This window comes from Hymenobacter tibetensis (assembly GCF_022827545.1).
Taxonomy (GTDB): domain Bacteria; phylum Bacteroidota; class Bacteroidia; order Cytophagales; family Hymenobacteraceae; genus Hymenobacter; species Hymenobacter tibetensis.
On the sequence record NZ_CP094669.1, the window covers coordinates 2,580,394 to 2,600,700 of the forward strand.

19 protein-coding genes are annotated in these 20,307 nt (G+C 58.0%); 8 read left to right on the forward strand and 11 right to left on the reverse strand.

The window, feature by feature from the left end; translation table 11 throughout:
* Nucleotides 1–4 precede the first annotated feature (4 nt).
* From MTX78_RS10260 to MTX78_RS10290, 7 genes are all read left to right on the forward strand, one after another.
* Nucleotides 5–1,177, forward strand: coding sequence for a glycosyltransferase (locus tag MTX78_RS10260; protein WP_243802326.1), 1,173 nt, complete (start codon nucleotides 5–7; stop codon nucleotides 1,175–1,177).
* Nucleotides 1,178–1,720: 543 nt separating this feature from the next.
* Entirely contained in the window at nucleotides 1,721–2,428 is a 708-nt protein-coding gene (locus MTX78_RS10265) for an HAD family hydrolase (RefSeq protein ID WP_243802328.1), read from the forward strand.
* Nucleotides 2,421–3,479 (forward strand): UbiA family prenyltransferase, encoded by a 1,059-nt coding sequence (locus tag MTX78_RS10270; RefSeq protein ID WP_243802330.1) that lies wholly within the window; start codon nucleotides 2,421–2,423, stop codon nucleotides 3,477–3,479. Before MTX78_RS10265 ends, MTX78_RS10270 begins: the two co-directional genes overlap by 8 nt.
* A 248-nt stretch (nucleotides 3,480–3,727) precedes the next feature.
* Complete coding sequence (gene proC / locus MTX78_RS10275; protein WP_243802332.1) at nucleotides 3,728–4,543, forward strand: pyrroline-5-carboxylate reductase; 816 nt, start codon at nucleotides 3,728–3,730, stop codon at nucleotides 4,541–4,543.
* A 221-nt stretch (nucleotides 4,544–4,764) separates the two neighbouring features.
* Complete coding sequence (locus MTX78_RS10280) at nucleotides 4,765–6,009, forward strand: bifunctional 3,4-dihydroxy-2-butanone-4-phosphate synthase/GTP cyclohydrolase II (RefSeq protein ID WP_243802334.1); 1,245 nt, start codon at nucleotides 4,765–4,767, stop codon at nucleotides 6,007–6,009.
* Nucleotides 6,010–6,107: 98 nt separating this feature from the next.
* Nucleotides 6,108–6,260 (forward strand): hypothetical protein, encoded by a 153-nt coding sequence (locus tag MTX78_RS10285; RefSeq protein WP_243802336.1) that lies wholly within the window; start codon nucleotides 6,108–6,110, stop codon nucleotides 6,258–6,260.
* A 153-nt stretch (nucleotides 6,261–6,413) separates the two neighbouring features.
* Nucleotides 6,414–7,208, forward strand: a complete 795-nt coding sequence (locus tag MTX78_RS10290; protein WP_243802338.1) for a hypothetical protein — start codon at nucleotides 6,414–6,416, stop codon at nucleotides 7,206–7,208.
* Between the two features lie 102 nt (nucleotides 7,209–7,310).
* On the opposite strand, the gene MTX78_RS10295 is transcribed toward MTX78_RS10290, so the two are convergent.
* The 6 genes from MTX78_RS10295 to MTX78_RS10320 form a co-directional block, all read right to left on the reverse strand.
* Nucleotides 7,311–8,075 carry an ABC transporter permease gene (locus MTX78_RS10295; RefSeq protein ID WP_243802339.1) on the reverse strand — a complete coding sequence of 255 codons (765 nt, stop codon included), beginning with the start codon at nucleotides 8,073–8,075 and terminating at the stop codon, nucleotides 7,311–7,313.
* Between the two features lie 76 nt (nucleotides 8,076–8,151).
* Nucleotides 8,152–9,048 carry an ABC transporter ATP-binding protein gene (locus tag MTX78_RS10300; protein ID WP_243802341.1) on the reverse strand — a complete coding sequence of 299 codons (897 nt, stop codon included), beginning with the start codon at nucleotides 9,046–9,048 and terminating at the stop codon, nucleotides 8,152–8,154.
* Between the two features lie 143 nt (nucleotides 9,049–9,191).
* Complete coding sequence (locus tag MTX78_RS10305) at nucleotides 9,192–10,940, reverse strand: M14 family metallopeptidase (protein ID WP_243802343.1); 1,749 nt, start codon at nucleotides 10,938–10,940, stop codon at nucleotides 9,192–9,194.
* A 251-nt stretch (nucleotides 10,941–11,191) separates the two neighbouring features.
* Nucleotides 11,192–12,361, reverse strand: a complete 1,170-nt coding sequence (gene uxuA, locus MTX78_RS10310) for a mannonate dehydratase (RefSeq protein ID WP_243802345.1) — start codon at nucleotides 12,359–12,361, stop codon at nucleotides 11,192–11,194.
* 77 nt (nucleotides 12,362–12,438) lie between these two features.
* Nucleotides 12,439–12,873 (reverse strand): DoxX family protein, encoded by a 435-nt coding sequence (locus tag MTX78_RS10315; RefSeq protein WP_243802347.1) that lies wholly within the window; start codon nucleotides 12,871–12,873, stop codon nucleotides 12,439–12,441.
* 117 nt (nucleotides 12,874–12,990) lie between these two features.
* Nucleotides 12,991–13,653: a hypothetical protein gene (locus MTX78_RS10320; RefSeq protein ID WP_243802348.1), complete on the reverse strand. Its 663-nt coding sequence runs from the start codon at nucleotides 13,651–13,653 to the stop codon at nucleotides 12,991–12,993.
* A gap of 323 nt (nucleotides 13,654–13,976) precedes the next feature.
* On the opposite strand from MTX78_RS10320, the gene surE reads away from it, so the two are divergent.
* Nucleotides 13,977–14,777 carry a 5'/3'-nucleotidase SurE gene (surE, locus tag MTX78_RS10325; protein WP_243802858.1) on the forward strand — a complete coding sequence of 267 codons (801 nt, stop codon included), beginning with the start codon at nucleotides 13,977–13,979 and terminating at the stop codon, nucleotides 14,775–14,777.
* 180 nt (nucleotides 14,778–14,957) lie between these two features.
* Here the strand turns inward: surE and MTX78_RS10330 are convergent, their stop codons facing one another.
* The 5 genes from MTX78_RS10330 to MTX78_RS10350 all read right to left on the reverse strand — a co-directional run bounded on the left by MTX78_RS10330 (nucleotide 14,958) and on the right by MTX78_RS10350 (nucleotide 20,130).
* Nucleotides 14,958–15,155, reverse strand: coding sequence for a hypothetical protein (locus MTX78_RS10330; RefSeq protein ID WP_243802350.1), 198 nt, complete (start codon nucleotides 15,153–15,155; stop codon nucleotides 14,958–14,960).
* A gap of 98 nt (nucleotides 15,156–15,253) precedes the next feature.
* Complete coding sequence (locus MTX78_RS10335) at nucleotides 15,254–16,651, reverse strand: sensor histidine kinase (RefSeq protein WP_243802352.1); 1,398 nt, start codon at nucleotides 16,649–16,651, stop codon at nucleotides 15,254–15,256.
* Nucleotides 16,652–16,659: 8 nt separating this feature from the next.
* Nucleotides 16,660–17,340 carry a response regulator transcription factor gene (locus tag MTX78_RS10340; RefSeq protein ID WP_243802354.1) on the reverse strand — a complete coding sequence of 227 codons (681 nt, stop codon included), beginning with the start codon at nucleotides 17,338–17,340 and terminating at the stop codon, nucleotides 16,660–16,662.
* Between the two features lie 79 nt (nucleotides 17,341–17,419).
* Nucleotides 17,420–18,991: an ABC transporter permease/substrate-binding protein gene (locus tag MTX78_RS10345; RefSeq protein ID WP_243802356.1), complete on the reverse strand. Its 1,572-nt coding sequence runs from the start codon at nucleotides 18,989–18,991 to the stop codon at nucleotides 17,420–17,422.
* Nucleotides 18,988–20,130: an ABC transporter ATP-binding protein gene (locus tag MTX78_RS10350; protein WP_243802358.1), complete on the reverse strand. Its 1,143-nt coding sequence runs from the start codon at nucleotides 20,128–20,130 to the stop codon at nucleotides 18,988–18,990. The genes MTX78_RS10345 and MTX78_RS10350 overlap by 4 nt, the downstream gene beginning before the upstream one ends.
* Nucleotides 20,131–20,307 lie beyond the last annotated feature (177 nt).

Here is a 20,307-nt window from a genome sequence, read left to right on the forward strand (position 1 = left end):
GGCCATGAAGCTCCTTGTTCTTTTGTCCCGCTTCCCGTATCCCCTTGATAAGGGCGATAAACTGCGGGCCTTCCATCAGCTCCGCTACCTGGCCCGGCACCACGAAATCTGCTTGTTTTGTCTTTCCGACGAGCCAGTAACAGCCGCCAGCTACGAGGCCGTACGGCCGCTCTGTACGGGGGGCATGCACGTGCAGCGCCTGCGGCGGCCCGGTATTGCCGCCAACATGGCATTGGCACTGCTGCAAGGACTGCCCCTGCAAGTCGGCTACTTCTATGATGCGGCGGCCCAGCGGCAACTCGATGCGCTGATCCGGGAGTTTCAGCCCGACCACCTCTATTGCCAGCTAATTCGGATGGCGCAATACGTGCGCAGCTACGCCGGCCGCGTGCCCATGACGCTCGACTACATGGATGTTTTCTCGAAAGGCATGTTGCGCCGGGCCGAGCAATCGTCGTGGGGGGAGCGGATGGTATATGGCCGCGAAGGCCGTAGCCTGCTTGCCTATGAGGCCGCTGCCTTCGACTGGTTTCAGGCGCATACCATTATCTCGGAGCAAGACCAGCAGCTCATCGAACACCCACACCACGAGAAGATCCACGTCGTGCGCAATGGCATCGACACCGAGTTCTTTCAGCCCCGTACCACCGCCAAGACCCATGACATCCTGTTTTGCGGCAACATGAGCTACCATCCCAACGTGGATGCCGTGGAATTTCTGGCGCAGGATATATTGCCTTTGGTGCAGCGGGTGCATCCGGCGGCCCGCCTCCTGATTGCCGGTACCACGCCAGCTCCGCGGGTACTGGCGCTGGCATCAGAGTCGGTTACTATAAGCGGTTGGATTGATGATATTCGGGATGCATATGCTGCGGCCCGGGTGTTTGTGGCTCCCATGCGCGTGGGTACTGGCTTGCAGAACAAGCTGTTGGAAGCCATGGCTATGGAGTTGCCTTGCGTAACCACCCCGCTTGCTAATAATGCCCTGCATGGCCGTCCGGGGCAGGATATTCTGGTAGGAGAAGCCGCCGCCGAATTAGCAGACTGCATCAGTACAGCACTCAGTGACACCACCGCCGCCGCGCAATTGGCTTCCCGAGGGCGACTTTTCGTGCAGCAGCAGTATGATTGGGAAGCTTCCACCAATCAGCTAGAAGTGCTACTGGCGCAGCGCTAATACCTGCCAAGGCTTGCCTTTTAACAGGCTGGTAGCCGCTTCTAGCATCCCACACCGCTCTAGTGCTAGCGCACTGCATACGTTTGCTGTGCGTCCGAGACAGAGCGTATCCTGTTATAAGTATGTTAGGGAGGAGGAGTACAAGATAATAGTGCTATAGTGACAAAACTGGGCAATAGGCACTTATACAAGCACACAACGTGCGGAATATACCCGCAAGTGCAGTGTGCAGGCGGTAACCAGCAAATGACGGAGCGAGCGTAGCCACTTTGCTGGTTACCCACCCGCATGCAGTGTAATATATTGCACTTAAGATAGTTATGCTATAATATTTGCTAGTAAATTAGACGCGTAACAAATATATAACCTAACACGTGTTAGTTTTTATTTAAATATTTCAACATAAATTTGCATTCATGTCTGATAAGATTTATTTTTGAGAAAATATGTTTTAAAGAATAAGATTGAATTTATATCCCAACTGAGTAGGATACAAATTAGAAATCTGAGGACTGTTACTGTCCTGAACCCTTTCACCTATATATGCTAACAGGAACTTCCATACAGTGGAGCGAGGTGAAGGCTGTCATCTTCGATGTAGATGGCACTTTATACGCTCAGTCGAAACTGCGTTCCAGAATGCTACTAGACCTGCTGGCTTATTACAGTCTCCGCCCTTGGCGGTTGCAGGAAATGCGCATTTTGCAACGGTTCAGGTCCGAGCGCGAGAAGCGTCCGGGTGCTTCGGTGCCCGACTTGCAAAACGTCCAGTATGACTGGTGTGCCGACAATGGCCGCTTCCCCTTAGCCAAGGTGCGGGAGGTCGTCGACCGTTGGATGTTCACGCATCCCAACCAGTATTTGGCTTCTTGCGTGTACCCTGGGACGCAGGCGTTTTTCAAGGCCCTACGAGACAACGGAATTACCATCGGTATCTATTCCGACTATCCTGCCCACGACAAGCTCGCGGCTATGGGATTGCAAGCCGATATTATTGTTAGCTCCACCGATCCGCATATCGACCACCTCAAGCCAGCCCCCCAAGGCTTGATTTATCTTACTGATACGCTGGGAGTGTCGCCCGCCGAATGCCTTTTCATTGGCGACCGGCCCGAACTCGATGGCGTGTGTGCCGAACGGGCTGGCATGCCCTACCTGATTGTCGACAAGCAGCCCTTCGACAAGTTCACTTTCTATCATCAGCTCCAACAACAACTCCAAAACACACTAACTATCACCGCACATGGATAACACCTTATTCCCTGCAGCAAATGCCTCGCAAACCGCGGCCGAGGCAAATGCCGAGTCAGAAGCCGTATTGATACCGGCTGGTATTGCTGACTATGTAGCCATTGCTCGTCCAGACAACTGGGTGAAAAACGTGTTCATGATGCCTGGCGTGCTTTTCGCCCTCATCGTGTACGGCGTTCCGCTCGATACCACCCTCTTTATTAAGCTCGTACTTGGGTTGATCAGCACCTGCTTGGTAGCATCGGCCAACTACGTTATCAACGAGTACCTCGACGCTGAGTTCGACAAGTTCCACCCCCTCAAGAAGAAGCGTACCTCGGTGGTACGAGTAGTGAATCCGGTGTTGGTTTACACCGAGTGGTTCCTGTTGGCGGCCGTTGGCTTCGGCTTAGCTTACCTCATCAGCGTTCAGTTCCTGATCATCTCTATCTTCTTGCTGGTGATGGGCGTGTTCTACAACGTTCGTCCGTTCCGCACCAAAGAGCGGGTGTACCTCGACGTGTTGTCGGAGTCGGTTAACAACCCGATCCGCTTCATGCTCGGCTGGTTCATTGTTGCTCCTGCCATTTCGTACTCTGGGTTCACTGGCGCTGCGTTCTTCCATAGCTTGCCGCCTTCCAGTATCATCATTGCCTACTGGATGGGCGGTGCCTATCTGATGGCTACCAAGCGTTTCGCGGAGTATCGCCTGATCAAGAACCCCGAGCTAGCGGGTCTGTATCGTCGCTCGTTCAAGGTGTACACCGAGAATAGCTTGCTGATTTCCATGTTCTTCTACGCCCTGACCTCGGCGTTCTTCCTCGGTATCTTCCTGATCAAAAACCGTATCGAGCTGCTGATCAGCTTCCCTTTCTTCGCCTTGCTGTTCGCTTGGTATTTGAAAATCGGTTTGTTGGAGAACTCGCCGGTACAAGGCTCCGAGAAGCTCTATACCCGCAAGTGGTTCATGCTCTACGTATTGCTGTTCTGCATACTGCTCGTTACGCTGATGTTCGTTCGTATTCCAGTGCTTACCAACCTGTTGGAAGCGCAGTATAGCCTGAACAAATAAAGAAACTACGTCCAGCTACAGTAGCCGCCCAACCAAGCAGCTGCATGCTGCACTAGCCGCGTCTGGTATTGTTACTTCGACTTTGTGCCCATAGCTCCCTAGTGAGTTATGGGCACTTTCGCGTATTTAGCCGGCTCATTTTGTTTTACCGTGTGCAAGTAGGTAGGGGGTGAGGCGTGCTGTTAGGGTTGTTTCAGTTCCGCAGCGCCGCGCATCACCCAAGACTGGCAAGCTACTTTTCCTTTGTGATGACCAACAACTTACGCATTGCTATTCTGGGCTGCGGCAACATGGGGCAGGCTTTTGCTAAGGCATTTCTGCAGTACAACCTGGTGGCCCGCACCGATATGTTGCTCTTAGGCCGCGACGAAGCTCACTGCCAGCGCCTGCGCGTCAGCCAGCCCGGCCTGCCTACCGCCCCGGTTTCCGAAGCCGTTGCCGACTACGACGTGGTGCTGGTGGCCGTGAAGCCGCAGGATTTCGGCCGTGCTGCCGATGGCTTGCGGCGGGTGCTACAGCCCCGGCAGGTAGTGGTTTCTATTATGGCCGGGATTCCCATTGCGCGGTTGCAGCGGGAGCTAGAGCACCGGCAAGTGCTGCGGGCCATGCCCAACACGCCCGCTCTGCTGGGGATGGGCATCACAGGTTTCTCGGCATCGGCGGAGGTGGAGCGCACCCAGCTGCACCAGGTGGAGAACCTCTTGAACGCCACCGGGCGCTCTATTTTCCTGGAAGATGAAAGCCTGCTCGATGCCGTAACGGCCGTGAGCGGCAGCGGCCCGGCCTATTTCTACTACATTGTGCAGGCCATGATGCAGGCCGGGCAGGAGTTGGGCTTCTCGGAATCGGTGGCGGGGCTGCTGGTAAAGCAAACCATGCTGGGAGCATTTCACCTGCTCAATAATTCCGACCAAAGCATCGACCAGCTCATTGCCAACGTAGCCTCCAAAGGCGGCACCACCGAAGCCGCCCTGCGTACCTTTCGGGCCGGCCACCTGGCCGATACGCTGATTGACGGGATGAAAGCGGCGCAGCAGCGCGCCACAGAACTAGCCAAGGAATAGCGGCCTCAGTTGTGTGATTTAACGAAACAGTGCGTGCCCTGGGTCGGCCTATTACCCAGCGTAACCAGCGCAACCAACCAGCTGTTTTGTGAAATCACGTAGTCAGAAGTTCACTACTCGTAACTTCGTGCCGCCGCTGCTGGTTGTAGCAGCAGCTTCGCGCGGGTTTGCACCCATTCAAGAATCGCGAAATCCGACTAATCTGTTTAAATCAGTGATTCATGCTTGATTCCATAGAAGACGCCATTGCCGATATTCAGGCCGGCAAGGTGGTGGTAGTGGTAGACGACGAAGACCGCGAAAACGAAGGCGACTTTATTTGTGCTGCCCGCTGTGCCACTCCCGAGGTAATTAACTTCATGGCCACCCATGGCCGCGGCTTGGTGTGTGCCCCCCTTATTGAAGCCCGTTGTGAAGAGCTGGGCTTGGAGCTGATGGTTGGCCGGAATACGGCCCTGCACGCCACGCCCTTTACCGTAAGTGTCGACCTGTTGAAGAACGGCGTCACGACGGGTATTTCGGCCTCCGACCGTAGTAAGACGATTCTGGCCCTCATCGACCCCGAAACCAAACCCGAGGAACTTGGTAAACCCGGCCATATTTTTCCGCTGAAAGCCCGCAAAGAAGGCGTGTTGCGCCGGGCTGGGCACACCGAAGCGGCCATTGATTTGGCTCGCTTGGCTGGTTTCGAGCCGGCTGGGGTGCTGGTGGAGATTCTGAGCGCAGACGGTGAAATGGCCCGGCTGCCCGAATTGCGCGAAATAGCTACCAAGTGGGACCTGAAGCTGATTTCAGTGCAGGACCTCATCAAATATCGCCTCGCTAAAGAAAGCCTGATTTCCCGCGACATTTCTGTCCGCATGCCCACCCAGTGGGGCGATTTCGACCTGTATTCGTTCACCCAGAGCTCCAACGGTGCCCAGCACCTAGCCCTGGTAAAAGGCGACATCTCTACCCCCGAGCCAGTGCTAGTGCGCGTGCACAGCTCCTGCGTCACGGGCGACATTTTTGGGAGCTGCCGCTGCGACTGTGGTCCGCAACTGCATAAGGCCATGGAACAAATCGAGCGTGAAGGCCGCGGCGTAGTAGTGTACATGAACCAGGAGGGTCGCGGCATCGGTCTGCTCAACAAGCTGCGCGCCTACAAACTCCAGGAGCAAGGCCGCGACACTGTGGAAGCCAACGTGGAGCTTGGGTTCGGGGTGGACGAGCGGGACTACGGAGTAGGAGCGCAGATTCTGCGCGACTTGGGCATCAGCAAAATGCGCCTGCTTTCCAACAACCCGCGCAAGCGTACCGGCCTAGTTGGCTACGGGCTGGAGATTGTGGAATCGGTGGCCATTGAAATCGAGCCCAACGAACACAACAAAAGCTACCTCGCCACCAAGCGCGACAAAATGGGCCACACCATTCTAAGCACAGAACAAGCTTCACACGTTAGCCCTGACACAGCCTTGGGAGTGTAATAGAAGTTGCTTTCTGACCTCAATGGAACGCCCCGTACGAGTATCGTACGGGGCGTTTTTCTATTTTGATGGTAGGTGTGCGGGTATCACTTGAAGATGTGAATACGTTGACTATCAGTCAGCCCGCCGGTACCATGGAAGAGTATTTTCGTGAGGCCAGTAAGATGCCCGACCAAAATCCAGAAGCACGCAAAGAACTGGCCGCGAGGAATGACACGATTTTCGTAGGCGGCCGACTGGATCCTGACTGAATCTAGCACGGGCCTGTGGTTGGCAGCGTGCTTTTAATGAACCCCAAGACACGATAGTAAGTTAGCACAGATAGGGAAACCTGTTTTCAACTGGTTCTGAAAAACTACGTTGCCGCGGCGGCCACTCGTTTTTTCGGTTATCTTTCTGCTGCTATGACCATGTATCGTTTCGCCTTCACTTTCCTGGCTGGGCTGCTGGCAGTGGCCTATACTGCCGAAGCTCAACAGTCGCCTTTCGTGCAGCAGTTTGCAGGCAGTACCATCCTACTCACCAACGGTGATACGCTCCGTGGCCCCGTGACCCTGCGCCGCGACCAGGATGTGGTGATGATGGCGCAGGCCGATGGCACTGTTACCACACTTTCGGCAGTGGCTATTAACAGCTTTGCCGTGAAAGGCGAAGACCGGGACAGCCGCCGGGGCACCGGCTACTACGACAACTTCTACGACGCCCGCAATGGCTTCTACTACGGCAACCCTATGTACAACTCCCGCCGCCGCGAGGAGTCGGATGTAAACCAGGTGCGGGTGTTTCGGACGTACCGCTGGAACCGAGGCAATGACTACAGCGACTTCAAGTCGCCGGCGTTTTTCGAGCAACTTAGCAACGGGCCCCGCATCCTGCTTCGTCGGGAGTCGCTGATGCAACGCACGGTTTCCAATGCCGGGCCTTATGGCTACGGAGGCTATGGCTACGGCAACCCCTACGGCGGTGGCCGCTCCATGGGTACGTACACCGAAATGAAGGACGATTTCTTCTTGGCCACTCCCGCTGGAGAAATTATCCCGCTTCGTAGCCCTAAAAAGGATTTGCTGAATGTGTTTCGGGGGCAAGCCAAGCAGCTAGAGCAGTACGCCAAGCAAAACCAACTGAATTTCACGGTGGCGCGCGAACTGGCGTTCATCGTAAACTACGCCAACTCATTGACAAGCGAAGGCGCGAAATAGAGAAGGCAAACGGAGCAGCGGTACCGTATTCCGCTTTCTGTACTGTAGGCCTACACCCTTCCTATGCCGCGTACTAGTTAAACACCTGGTGCACTGCTCCGCCTACAAGTCTCGGTTGCGAAGCAGCATGTAGCTCACTCCCCAAAACAAAGCGGTATATGCCAGCGCGATAGGCAACGCCTGTGTGGGGAGCAGAGCCACCGAGGGGCCCGTCATGGTGTCAAGCACTTCCTGGCCGGGCATGGGAGTGAGGCTGTTGAACACTTTGGCTGGCAGGTAGCGGTCCAGGGTATCAGGCAGAGAGAAGCGCAACAGCGGTTCGGCCACCCAGGCGTACAGCAAAAACAGCAGAATACTGGGTCCACTGCGGCGCACCACCACCGCAATCAGCGCGGCCAACGACAGCAGCCCGAGCACCTGCACCCCATACAACAGCACGGCCGTGATGCCCACTGTTGCCTGGTTGGCAGTATCAGCAGCCCGCGTCAAACCGAAGTACAGGCCGAGTGCCAGCACCGTCAGCATCCCGAACACCGCCAACCCGCCCGACACGACCAGCTTGTTTTGTAGCAATTCTCTTACAGAAGCCCCATCAATGACCTGCTGCCGAAAGGTGCGGAACTGAAACTCGTCGGTAATGAGAATAACCAGCAGTATACCCAGCAACAAATTGAAATAGCTGGCTACGTACGTCAGCTTCTGCCACAGGCCCGGGAATGTGTATAGCGTGGCGCCTACCTGCTGGCCATTCAGCACCACGTTGCCCCCCGCCGACACAAACAGCGCCAGCAGCACCACAAACAGGAGCAGTATAATCCAGACAGTACGATAGGGCAGGATCTTCCGGAGTTCGGCGCGAACAAGCATAAAATAAAAGGGAGTAGGTAAAACCCACTGGACGCGAGCGTAGGCCAGCAACGCCAGCGCGAACCAGTGGCTGATGTTATTTGGTGAGTTCTAAAAATTGTGCTTCCAAGCTGCGGTGACGCACTTCCAGCCCAGCCAACACAATTCCTTGCTCAAACAAAGCCCGGTTTAGGTCGGCGGGGCCGTGGCCGGTGGCCAGGGCAGCGCTGAACGCGCCAGCTGGTTCGGGGCGTACGTCCGAGAGCCACGGCAGTGCTGCCAGCGCCTGCTGGAAAGCACTACTCGCAGTATCTGGGCCGGGCCGCAGTACTACTCGGTCGGCGGTGGCTAGGATGCTGTGGACCGGACCGGCAGCGCGTAAGTCGCCCCGTTGGAGTACGGCCACGTGGGTGCACACTTTCTCGACTTCGTCGAGCAGGTGACTGGCAATGATGATGGTTTTACCGTCGGCGGCCAGCCGTGTTACCAGGTCTCGCACTTCGGCAATGCCTTGAGGGTCGAGGCCGTTGGTGGGCTCGTCGAGCACCAGCACTTCCGGGTTGCCGAGTAAGGTGGAAGCCAGGGCCAACCGCTGCTTCATCCCCAACGAGAAACCCCGGAAGGCATCGTGCTGGCGGGTGCCCAGGCCCGTCAGGTCGAGGGCGCGGTCAACGGTACTGGGGTCGGCGTGCTTGACGTCGGCGGCCAGCAGCAAGTTCTGGCGGGCCGAGAGATACGGAAAGAAGTTGGGCGTTTCGAGCAACGCCCCAATCCGCCGCCGGTTGCCGGAGGAAGGCTCCTGGCCGAACCACCGCACGCTTCCACTGGAAGCCCGCAACACCCCTAGTGCAATACCGAGTGTGGTAGTTTTGCCGCTGCCGTTGGGCCCAAGCAGCCCGTACACACTGCCAGGCTCCACGCTCAGCGTCAGCCCCTTCAGGGCAGTGGTACTGCCATAGCTTTTAGAAAGATTGTCGAGTTCGAGGATGGGCATGGCACGAAGCTAGAGAGAAAGAGTGGGATGTAGCTATTAGGTTGGTATGCGAAGCTCGTACTTACCGTTTTCATAGCGAAACTGGCATTGGAAAGCTGCTACAAGCTCAAGTGCAAGCGTGCCTTATATAAGATGATACCGTCCTACTCCACAGCCAACGTGCCGCCCTGCCAGCGGGCTACCGGATAGCGTAGATGGGTGGGTTCGTAGTACTTGGAGTGCCGATACACCCATTCCAATTGGGCCGCGCTGCTTTTCGCTAGGGCCGGGTCTTGCTGCTTCTGCTTGTCTAGTTGTGCACGCAGGGCTGGGTCGCGGCGCAGCAGGTCGGCGGCCACGTCCTCGAATACATAGTCCGAGAAGTGCTCTTTTTGCTGCAAGATGCTGTCGAAAAAGCCCCAGGCAAAGTACGAGTCGGTGGCCTGGGGCTCCAGCGTTTCGATGAGGAAGCGGGCCGTGGCGTTGTCGAGGCGGGCCACGTAGTCGCCGCGGTGGTAGGGAAGGGCCTGCTGAGTGGAGCGCACCGTTACGGAGTTGTGCAGGTAGTGACCTTCGTAGGGGCGGGGGCTAGTTTTATAGTCTTCGATGTAATACACCTCGGCCGTCAGGGTAGTGTCGCGGGTGAGACGTTGTAACGGTACGCCGGCCGCCCGGAGCCGGTCGAGGACCTCACCCCAGGCCTGCGGAATCAGATACGCCTGCGGACGCGAAACTGTGACGGTAGGGCGAAACGTGTTGTAGTACTGGATTTGACGAGTGAACGGTGCCTTTTGGTCGTAGTAGAGCCGGGGCTGGCCGCTTACTTCGCTGGTTTTGGTTTTGCCAGTGTAGCCCCGAAAACTAACTTGGTCAGCGGCGGTGGTATCCAGCTTCCAGGCCAACGGGAAGCTGGTTTGCTCGCTGAGCTTCTGGGTGGCTTGCGTGCGGGCCTGCGTTAGGGCCGCCGCATCGGTGTGCACGAAGCGCACAAGCACATCCAGAAAGTCGTAGGTGGCTTGCACACGCGGGGTGTAGGCCTTCAACATGTGGGTTTCAGTTACGAAGCCGATGGTGTTGAACAAGGTGGTATAGCCTGTGGAATAGCGCGGCGTCTCCAGGAAGCCCACCAAGCCGCGGGCGTCCGGCGTACGGCCTTCAAAGTCCACGTAGGGCGTGAGCGGCGACTTGCGCTTGTCCATGCCGCTGTTCAGGGCCGGGAGTAGGCGCTGGGTTAGGTAAGCGCTGAGCGCCGGAGCCAGCTTGTCTTTCTGGGTGGCTATCAGCGTCATTTTGTACTGATAGTCGGCGCCGTTGGAGGTGTGGGTGTCCACGAAGATGTCGGGCTGCCAGCGGCGGAAAAGGTCCGCAAACGAACGGGCATTGCGTGAGTCCTGCTTGACGTAGTCGCGGTTTAGGTCGAGGTTGCGGGCGTTGCCGCGGAAGCCATAGCTCTCGGGGCCGTTCTGGTTGACACGGGTTGTGGTGTTGCGGTTCAAGGCCCCGTCCACGTTGTACAGCGGAATAACAACCAGCGTCACGTTTTCTAGCTGGCGGCGTAGCTCCTTCTTCTGCACGTAATCGCGCACTAGGGCCATGCTGGCGTCGATGCCTTCGGGCTCGCCGGGGTGAATTCCGTTCTGAATCAACACCACTGGGCGGGTGCGGGTAGCAGTGGCCGTCGGCTCGAATTTGCCATCCAGCGCTACCACCACCTCGTACAGGGGCTGGCCGCTGTCGGTAGGGCCTACTTCCCGCATCATGATTTCCGGATAGGCCGCATCCAATTTCTTGTAATAGGCAACACACTCGGCGTAGGTGGCGGTGGTGTTGCCGTTGCCCTTCTCGAAAGGCGTGCGCCAATCATCTTGGGGCGGAGAAGCAAGCAGCAGCGCAGACAGCAGAATCGACAGCATAGTGGAAAGCAAGGTTCAAGCCCCGAAACTAGCGTTTCCCCACTGAACCTGTACGCATTCGGCCGGCAGAATGCATGGCAGTACCGCAACCCGATAGCCGCACAGCACGCCGACCACTCGCCAACGCCTTGCACGCAGAAGCGCCGTTGCAGTGTTTTGCCGCGCTAGCCTCATCAGTGCTAGTACATCAGCAAAACACCACAACGGCGCTTGTATAAGGCGGTTCTTTAGTGAAAGCCAGGTTGGTTCACTTAAGCGTCCAGGCCGCGGGTGATACCCATTTCCAGCCCGCGCAACTCCGCTAGGCCCCGTAAGCGGCCAATGGCTGAGTAGCCAGGGTTGGTCTTTTTGTGCAGATCATCAAGCATCTGGTGGCCGTGGTCGGGGCGCATGGGTAGGCGGACCTGGCGCTGCTGCATAACGGCTACCAACTCCCGCATAACGGCGTACATGTCCACGTCGCCTTCCAAGTGGTTGGCCTCGTAGAAGTTACCGTCGGCGTCGCGCTGAGTGCTGCGCAGATGAATGAAGTGGATACGGTCGGCGAATTGGCGCACTATGGCTGGCAGGTCGTTGTCGGGACGTACGCCGAACGAGCCGGTGCAAAAGCACAGGCCGTTGCTACGAGACGGTACGGCATCGGCCAGGGCCTGCACGTCGGCCGCGGTGCTTACCACGCGCGGCAACCCTAGAATAGGGTAGGGCGGGTCGTCGGGGTGAATAGCCAAGTTGATGCCCACTTCTTCGGCAACGGGTACAATGGCCTGCAAGAACAAGATTAAATGCTCGCGCAGCTTGGCCGCGTCGATGCCTTGATAGGCATCCAACGCCTGCTGAAACTGGGCCAGCGTGAAGCTTTCCTCACTGCCCGGCAACCCCGCAATAATATTGCGCTGAAGCAGTTGCGTTTCGGCATCGTTCATACCCGCCAGGCGGGCTTCGGCTTTGGCTAGTTCCTCGGCAGAGTAGTCATCTGCCGCACCGCGCCGCTTCAACAGCAGAGCATCAAACGCTATAAACGCGGCTTTCTCGAAGCGCAGGGCCTTGGAACCGTCTTCCACTTCATACGCCAAGTCGGTGCGGGTCCAGTCCAGCACCGGCATGAAGTTGTACGTGACGATGTAGATACCACAGGTTGCCAGATTGCGCAAACTTTGCTGGTAGTTCTGGATGTGCTGCTGGTAGGCACCGGTGCGGGTTTTGATTTGTTCGTGCACCGGCACGCTTTCCACCACGCTCCACGTCAGGCCCGCAGCGGCTACTTCCGCCTGGCGCTTCTGAATTTCCTCTACGGTCCATACTTGGCCATTCGGAACGTGGTGCAGCGCTGTTACCACATCGGTGGCTCCGGCTTGCCGGATGTCAGAGAGGCTAACGGGGTCTTTGGGGCCATACCAGCGCCAGCTTTGCAGTAAAGGCATACAGGAAAAAGGAATTGGGTTAAGAATGAAAACAGGAAACAAGGAATGACAGACTGTGGTAAAGGCTGTGCCTTGCTTTAATACAGCCGCCGCCTGGCAGGAAACAGGAGCTGGTCGAGGCTGTAGCGGCCGGGGCCGGCAAAGGCCAAGCCCAGAAACAAAAACGCCGACTCCAGCGGGTGCGAGTAGGCGTTGAATGCGTCGCCGCTCAGTACGTGCATGCAGGTGGCCACAATCATCGTGACGAGCAGCAGCACGCAGGTAAGCCGGAAAAACAACCCGAGTGCCAGCAACTGCCCACCTACTGCTTCCGCTACGGCCGCCAAAAAACCCCACGCAACGGGAGCGAAGTCGATGCCCAGCAGCTTCATCACCCCACCTAGCTCCAGCCATTTTTCAGGGCCGCCGATAAGCTTCGGATAGCCGTGAATAGTGAACATGATGCCGATGCCGACCCGGATCAGCAGTAGGCCGAAGTCGTGGGTGCGGTAGTGGTTGTTGAAAAAAGCCATAGAGGAAAAGTAGGAGCGAAACTAGTACGTATGGGCAGCAACCCACCGCTAATGCAAGCGTCTGGTGTCGCCAAAGTACACTATTTATCATCTACTACTATTCCACTATGTTTTCGCCTACTGATAAAGCAGCACGCCTGTGATGCGGGCAGCCGGCGGAATATCGGTGGAGTTCATATCGTCGGGGTGCTTGTCGGGCAGCGAGTTGGGGTCGATTACCCAAGCCATGCTCACCAGATCCGACACGCCCGCAAACCCTGCGGCCGTGTTGCGCACCCGCGTCAGCCCCAGGTTCTGCCGGGCTGCTCCAAACGGCGACCCAACCCCAATGCCCTCGGCCGTGCGGTACTGTGGATCATAGATGCGGATGCGGCGCAGGCGAACCACGCCCTTGTCATCGGGGAGCATATGAAGTACGGTGGCTGGCGCATCAGGCTTCTGGGCGTCGAGCATTTCGTAGGCCGGGTAGGTCTGGCCTTTGTCTTGGTAGGTGGTCTTCTTGAGCTGCGGGGCCGGTATCCGGCGTAGCAGCTCCCGTTCCGTCATGTTCAACCGCAGCCGCCCAGCGCGGCCCGGACTGATAAGGTGGAGCGAGTCCGGTACGTTTTCGTTGGCCGCCAAGCGCTGGGCTGCCGCCGCCGGGTCGGTGGCGCGGGAGTCGCCGGCAAAGGGCACGTCGCCGCTGGAAGAGCCGCTGTTTCCGGAGGAGCCGCAGGCACTCAGCACAACTGCCAGCAACGCCACGCTGGCGGGCCGCAACAAAAGTCGAAAACTAGACATGGAACAGAACGTTAGGTAGTAGTGCCGATGCTTACGCGGCCTGCGCCTTTGGCGTTGAGTAACTGGTAGCAGTAAAAAGAGTAGTCGATTGTTTGGGTTAGCTGTTCCACTAGCTAATGCAGTGCGAACTTCTTGTCCGGCGGCAGCGCTACTCCGTACTCTACGCATGGCCGTACCTTTGCTGCGGCGGTTACCGTTGTGTTGGCCTAGTTTGTTTTGTTGTTTGTCTATCTACCAATCCCCCGTTGTCTGTGTCTGCTGAAGCCTCCAAGCCCCTGATTTTAATTTCCAACGACGACGGTATCACCGCACCCGGTATTGCCATGTTGGTGCGCGTAATGAGCCGTATCGGCGAAGTAGTGGTGGTAGCGCCGAACTCGCCCCAGTCGGGCATGGGCCACGCCATCACCATCGGCCACCCCCTGCGTCTAGATGCCAGCACTATCTTCGAGGGCATCGAAGCCTACGAGTGCAGCGGCACCCCCGCCGATTGCGTAAAGCTGGCCAAGAACCATGTGCTCAAGAACCGTAAGCCCGACCTGGTCGTGTCGGGTATCAACCACGGCTCCAACTCTTCGGTGAACGTGCTCTACTCGGGTACGATGTCGGCAGCTATTGAAGCAGCCATTGAGGGGTTGCCTGCTATCGGCTTCTCGCTCTGCGAGTACGGACACGATGCCGACTTCTCGCACACGGCTGATTGGATTGAGATGATTGCGCGCCAAGCCCTTCAAAACGGCATTCCGCCCGGCACGGCCCTCAACGTGAATATTCCTAAAAACTCCGCTACCCCCATTGTAGGAGCCAAGCTGTGCCGGCAGGCCAACGCCAAATGGCAAGAGGAATTCGACTTGCGCCACGACCCATACAAGCGGCCGTACTTCTGGCTGATCGGTGAGTTCATCAACCTCGACCAAGGCACTGACACCGACGAATGGGCGCTGGCCAACAACTACATTTCCATTGTGCCTTGCCAGTTCGACCTCACGGCCACCTACGCTATGAAGCTCATGAACACCAACTGGCAGCTTAGCACCGTGCCCGATGCAACGAAGGCAGCAGCGGCCCCCGCAGTAGGCAGCGCGACCCCAGCACCCGGCGAGTCAGCTGAAGGGTTGGGGTAGGCGGACATAAGCGGTAGTTACCTGTAGTTCTTTGCTAGCTGCTTTCTGTTACTTGGCAGTGGTTTGTCTGGGTGAGGACACCTGGTAAGAAGAGTATATCGCTGACACGCAAAAGGCCGTCCTGCTCTGGCAAACGCAGCAGGACGGCCTTACTAGGTTGAATACTTGATTCTAGCTTGCCTACGGGCGTATGCCGCGTACACGGTGCAGTATGGGAGTGGGGGAGTGCCGCACTACTACGGGTGCAGCGCGCACCACCGTTTTGGGGTGCGTGAGCTGAGGCGAGTTCGGTGAAAAAACGAGCACCAGCAGCAGTATCACCAGATACAGCAGCACGATGCACGGCGCCAGTATGTTGGAGTGAGTATCGGGTTTCATGGAAGGCAGCGAGTGAGAAACAAGCGCTGCAAGCTAGATTGGCAACCATGAAGACTGCATGAGGGCTGCCCTAGTGCCCCTAAGCCAATACGCTGAGGCTAACCAACTTTAGACGAGGTTGACGGCACTGCGTCCACCTGAAACTCCAGCGTGAACGTGCTGCCTTTGCCTACCTCCGACGTAGCGGTGAGGGTGGCGGCGTGGAAATTGGCAATGGTTTGGGCAATTGGTAAGCCGAGCCCAAACCCTTCCGGCGCAGACGGGCCGCTGGCCTGAAAACGGCGAAACCGGTCGAAGAGGTGGGGCAGGTTTTCGGGCGCAATGCCGGGGCCGGTGTCGGCCACCGATAGGCGGTACGTGCCAGGGTGTGGCAGCTGGCCCGTCACGGTGATGCTGCCGCCCCAGCGGTTGTACTTGATGGCGTTGCTGAGCAAATTGAAAATCAGCGTAAAAAGCAGCGTTTGGTTGGCACGGGGCAGCACGTAGTCTGGGTCTAGGGCCACGCGTAGGTGAAGTTCGCGCTGTGCCAATCGGTCTTCCAGCTCGGTGGTGGCGTCCGCCACTACGGCCGCCAGGCTAACAGATTCTTCACGTAGGTACTGCTCATTCTCGATGTTGGCAATCAGCAGCAGCGTTTTCACGGTGTTGCGTAGCCGGTAGAGCGTCTTCTGCGACTCCACCAGCTTCAGGGAGTGCGCGTGCCCCAACGATGGGTCTTGGAGCATGTTCTCGAAGCGGGTTTGCAGGATGCTTACCGGCGTGAGCAACTCATGCGACACATTGCTCATAAATTCCCGCTCCTTCTCAAACGCCGACTGAATCTGGTGCATCATCTCGTTGAGACTATCATCGAGCTGCCGGAAATCCATGGTGGAAGTTGGAATAGGCGCAAAGGAAAAGCCGGAAGGATGGTGCACGTTGCGCAGCTTGCGCGAAATCAGGTAGCTGAGGGGCCGCAGCAGAAACCGAGCAAAAGCCGCATCGGTGATAATGGTGAGGGCCGCTCCAATCACCAGCACCCACAGCGCCAATTGCCGCAGCGTGTTTTCCAACAGCTCCACGGTTGCCAACGACGAGCCTATTTCCAGCCGGTAGGGCCGCCCACTGGCCGTAAACCGGTAGCTTAGAATCCGGAAGTCCTCCACCTCGTTGTCTACCTGCCGGGGCTCGTTGAAGATGCGCTCCTCCGGCACCCGGAGCGTAGCCCCATGTTCCGGCATCAAGCTGATGTACTCCTGCTTGAGAATGTTGTAGTCGGCGTAGGCTTGGTTTTGTTCTTGCCGCACAAACGCCATAAGTCCGTCTCGCTTAACCAGCGCCAGCACCTCTCGCTTTTTTTCGTGCAGGCGCTGGTCGGTGTGCGCAATGGCCACCCGGCTCACGATGGCCGGAATCAAAGCCACCCCCAGCAGTACTAGCAGCAGCTTCGACAGCGCATTGAAAAGCGCAAGCTTGGCTTCCAAGCGCATAACCAAACTTCCAGGACCAGGGAGCATGATAACTTTTACTCGGTTACGCGGTACCCAATGCCACGGACTGTTTCCAGGAAGTCGGCGGAGGCAAAGGCACCGAGCTTTTTACGGATGTTCTTGATATGCACGTCGATATAATTGGAATCGGAATCGTCTTCCAGCACGTTGCCCCATAGATGCTCTCCTAATTGCAGGCGGGTAAGCACGCGGTTTTTGTGCAGCACCAGGTAGTGTAGCAGGTCGAATTCTTTTTTGGTGAGCGACACTTCTTGCTCGCCATGGCGCAGCACCCGGCCCGGCACATCCATCGTGAAGTCGGGGCCGAAGACTATTTCCTGGCGCTTCAGCCCGAATTTGCGGCGCACTATGGCCTGCATCCGGCTTTGCAGTTCCAGCAAAGAAAACGGCTTGGGCAAATAATCGTCGGCGCCCAGGTCGAGGCCCTTGATACGGTCGTTGAGGGCGCCGCGGGCCGTGAGGATAATGAACGATGCTTCTTGCCGGTCGTTGCGGCGGGCTTCACGCAGTAAGTCGAGGCCATCGCCATCTGGCAAACCCAGGTCGAGGAGCACGAAGTCGTAGCTATTAACGAAGATTTTCTCGGAAGCTGTGGCGTAGGTGTGGGCCGAATCGACGAGGTACTTCGAGGCAAGTAGAAACTGCCGCACCTCGTCGTGCAGGCTTTTCTCGTCTTCCACAATCAGGACGTGCATAGGAAATCAGGTTTAAAGCACAACATTCTCGTGGCCGAAGTGAAGCGTAGATGAAGAAATACCCACGAGGCGCTTCAGGCTACTGGCGTAAATACGTTCCTAGGTCTGAAATGGACGCAATGCCCAACTGCGTGGCCTGTTGGCGCCGCATGAGTAGGGCATAGGTGTTGTTGAAGCCCAGCGGCGCCAACCATTCCAGCCCGTAGCGCCGCTGAAACCCGGCGCGTACGTAGCGCAACACGCCCCCGGCATCACCACCCAGCGAGTCAACCACGGCCGGCGTCGGTTGGAGCAGCACCAGCAACCCCGTACCAGTGTATTCCGGGTACATGTCAATGGCGCCGCTACGTAGCGCCTCGAAGCAGATGGTGGTGCCGCCCAGGCCGGTTTTGGTTTCTACGTCGAGGTTGGTGTAGCCGCGGATGAGGCCGGCGTACATCTCGGCCAGAATGTACTGTTCGGCAAAAATCTTGGAGCCTAATTTTACGGTAGCAGTTCCTGGCGCTAGGGGACGCGGGGCGCGCCACAGTCCTTGGCGGCGCAGAAAGGCCAGGGCAACGGCGCGGGGCTCTTCGTGCAGATAGTCCACGCGGTAGTTTAGCTCGGTCATTACCGAATCCGAGAGTTGCCCGGCCAGCTTGCCAAACACTGCCCGTAGTTCTGGGTGTTCGGTGAGGAGGCCGGCCCGCACGACGGGCGCCGCGTAGTACGGCGGAAATACGTGGCGGTCATCGTGGAGCACTTGTAAGTCGTAGGCCTTGATGCGGCCATCGGTGGAGTAGCCGTCGATAAGGTCCACGTTGGCGTTGCGGGCCGCTTCGTACACCAGCGCTGGCGCCAGCACCACACTTGGCAGCCGGCGCAGGCCATACGCTGCAGTCAGGCCCGGCAACCCATCGGCCCGGCCCACAAACTCGGGGCTGAAACCCGCCTGCAAACGCCCGGTAGCGCGCGGCAGCAGATACAGCGTCGCGAGGAGCGGCAACGCCACCAGCACCCCAATGCCCACGGTGCGCCGCTTTTCACCGGCCCAGCGCTGCACCCCGCCCAGGGCAGCATCAAACACCAGCGCCAGCGCCGCCGCCGGAATAGCCCCAGCCAATATCATAACCGGATTGTTGAGGGCAATGCCTCCGAAGATGAACTCGCCCAACCCGCCCGCCGCCACGTACGCCGCCAGCGTAGCCACGCCCACATTGATAACCGCTGCCGTTCGGATGCCCGCCAGCAGCACCGGCAACGCCAGCGGCAGCTCTACACGGCGCAAGAGCTGGCCATCGGTGAAACCCAGGCCGCGGGCCGCTTCCACCACGCCCGCATCAACCCCCCGAATACCCGTTACGGTGTTGCGGACAATGGGCAGCAGGGCATACAAGAACAGCGCGAAGATGGCCGGCACCGGCCCAATACCCATGGCTGGTATCAGAAAGCCTAGCAGGGCAATACTGGGAATAGTTTGGAGGATGCCGGCCGCCCCCAGCACCCACGGCGCCCACCGGGGGCGGCGGGTGAGCAGCAACCCCAGCGGTACCCCCACCGCCACGCCCAGCAGCAACGACGCCGCGGTCAGGCCAATGTGCTGCACCGTTTGCTGGCCCAGCTTGCCGGCTTGCAGCTGCCAAAAAGCTAGTAGTTCGTGCAAGGTATTCATGGGCGTTGGAGGCGTTGAACGGCTTGTCCGAAAGCGGCCATCAAGGCAGGCAGCGTGACCGGAACCAGGGGGGAGGCCGCCGCTGGCGGGCCTTGCTCTGTGGCCTTGTTGGCAAGGTGCTGAATCCATAGTACCGGCGAAGAAGCAAGCTCCTCTGAGGCCGGGGCCGTAGAGGAAACGGCCCCGGCCGAGCTAGAAGCTGCCGGGGTTTTATGAGCGGTAGTGGCCGCACGGCGGGCTTCTAGCGGAGCACTTAGTAGCTCCAATGCTTCTTGAACGGTTACGTTAGATTGTATTATGTTTTGATTTGATTTCAAGTTGTTTATATGTTCGGAGTCATTGGACCTGGCTAAATCAATGAGCAAGTCGTCTAGCTGCAACGTGCGCAGTTGTAAGGTCAGCCGCTCGGCCTCGAAGAAGCGCCGCACGAAGTCGTTGGCTGGCTGAAATAACAGCTCCCGCGGCGTGCCTAGCTGCTGCACCTGGCCGCCATCGAGTAACATAATCCGGTCGGCTAGTTCGAAGGCCTCGGTGACATCGTGCGTAACCAGGACCACCGTTTTCTGGCGTAGCTCGTCCAACTCCCGGAACTCCCGCCGGATGCCGGCTCTCGTGATAGGGTCGAGGGCGCCGAAGGGTTCATCGAGCAGGATGATGGGTGGGTTAGCGGCCAGGGCGCGGGCCAGGCCAACCCGCTGCTGCTGGCCCCCCGAGAGTTGCCGCGGATATTGGTTGGCATAGCGTTCGGGTGCCAGGTGCAGGCGAGTGAGCAAAGCCTCGGTGCGGGCCTGTATCTGGGCGGCGGGGTGGCCTAGGAGCTTCGGTACCACCGCCACATTCTCGGCTACGGTCAGGTGCGGCAGTAGCCCTACCTGCTGAATAACGTAGCCGATACCGCGCCGCAGTTCTTCGGGCCGTTGTGCGCGCACGTCCTGGCCCTGCACTTCCACTGTGCCGGCATCGGGCTCCACCAGCCGGTTGAGGGTTTTGAGCAGGGTGGTTTTGCCGCAGCCGCTGGGCCCCAGCAACACCAAGGTTTCACCGGCCAACAAGTCGAACGATATATCCTGCACGACAGCGTGCGGACCGTAGCGCTTGCTAAGTCCACGGGCCCGAATAACGGGTTGAGAATGGGGCATACAATCGGGTAGAGGCAGTAAGATAAGCGCCGGGGATGAAATTGTAGTGGGAGGTGCCGCCAGCAAGTCACCCCGCAACAGCCACTGAGGGCAGCGCCTGCTTGAAAGCCTGAAGTTCCAACGTTAGGTGCCCTCGAAAAGCCTTGCCGGGGGCAGCGCCGGGTTTGCGCTTCGCGC

What these genes read in the sequence shown, in the direction of transcription:
- MTX78_RS10260 (WP_243802326.1), top strand. Translation starts at nt 5, where the DNA reads ATGAAGCTCCTTGTTCTTTTGTCCCGCTTCCCGTATCCCCTTGATAAG.
- MTX78_RS10265 (WP_243802328.1), top strand. Translation starts at nt 1,721, where the DNA reads ATGCTAACAGGAACTTCCATACAGTGGAGCGAGGTGAAGGCTGTCATC.
- MTX78_RS10270 (WP_243802330.1), top strand. Translation starts at nt 2,421, where the DNA reads ATGGATAACACCTTATTCCCTGCAGCAAATGCCTCGCAAACCGCGGCC.
- proC (WP_243802332.1), top strand. Translation starts at nt 3,728, where the DNA reads ATGACCAACAACTTACGCATTGCTATTCTGGGCTGCGGCAACATGGGG.
- MTX78_RS10280 (WP_243802334.1), top strand. Translation starts at nt 4,765, where the DNA reads ATGCTTGATTCCATAGAAGACGCCATTGCCGATATTCAGGCCGGCAAG.
- MTX78_RS10290 (WP_243802338.1), top strand. Translation starts at nt 6,414, where the DNA reads ATGACCATGTATCGTTTCGCCTTCACTTTCCTGGCTGGGCTGCTGGCA.
- MTX78_RS10295 (WP_243802339.1), bottom strand. Translation starts at nt 8,075, where the DNA reads ATGCTTGTTCGCGCCGAACTCCGGAAGATCCTGCCCTATCGTACTGTC.
- MTX78_RS10300 (WP_243802341.1), bottom strand. Translation starts at nt 9,048, where the DNA reads ATGCCCATCCTCGAACTCGACAATCTTTCTAAAAGCTATGGCAGTACC.
- MTX78_RS10305 (WP_243802343.1), bottom strand. Translation starts at nt 10,940, where the DNA reads ATGCTGTCGATTCTGCTGTCTGCGCTGCTGCTTGCTTCTCCGCCCCAA.
- uxuA (WP_243802345.1), bottom strand. Translation starts at nt 12,361, where the DNA reads ATGCCTTTACTGCAAAGCTGGCGCTGGTATGGCCCCAAAGACCCCGTT.
- MTX78_RS10315 (WP_243802347.1), bottom strand. Translation starts at nt 12,873, where the DNA reads ATGGCTTTTTTCAACAACCACTACCGCACCCACGACTTCGGCCTACTG.
- MTX78_RS10320 (WP_243802348.1), bottom strand. Translation starts at nt 13,653, where the DNA reads ATGTCTAGTTTTCGACTTTTGTTGCGGCCCGCCAGCGTGGCGTTGCTG.
- surE (WP_243802858.1), top strand. Translation starts at nt 13,977, where the DNA reads ATGTTGGTGCGCGTAATGAGCCGTATCGGCGAAGTAGTGGTGGTAGCG.
- MTX78_RS10330 (WP_243802350.1), bottom strand. Translation starts at nt 15,155, where the DNA reads ATGAAACCCGATACTCACTCCAACATACTGGCGCCGTGCATCGTGCTG.
- MTX78_RS10335 (WP_243802352.1), bottom strand. Translation starts at nt 16,651, where the DNA reads ATGCTCCCTGGTCCTGGAAGTTTGGTTATGCGCTTGGAAGCCAAGCTT.
- MTX78_RS10340 (WP_243802354.1), bottom strand. Translation starts at nt 17,340, where the DNA reads ATGCACGTCCTGATTGTGGAAGACGAGAAAAGCCTGCACGACGAGGTG.
- MTX78_RS10345 (WP_243802356.1), bottom strand. Translation starts at nt 18,991, where the DNA reads ATGAATACCTTGCACGAACTACTAGCTTTTTGGCAGCTGCAAGCCGGC.
- MTX78_RS10350 (WP_243802358.1), bottom strand. Translation starts at nt 20,130, where the DNA reads ATGCCCCATTCTCAACCCGTTATTCGGGCCCGTGGACTTAGCAAGCGC.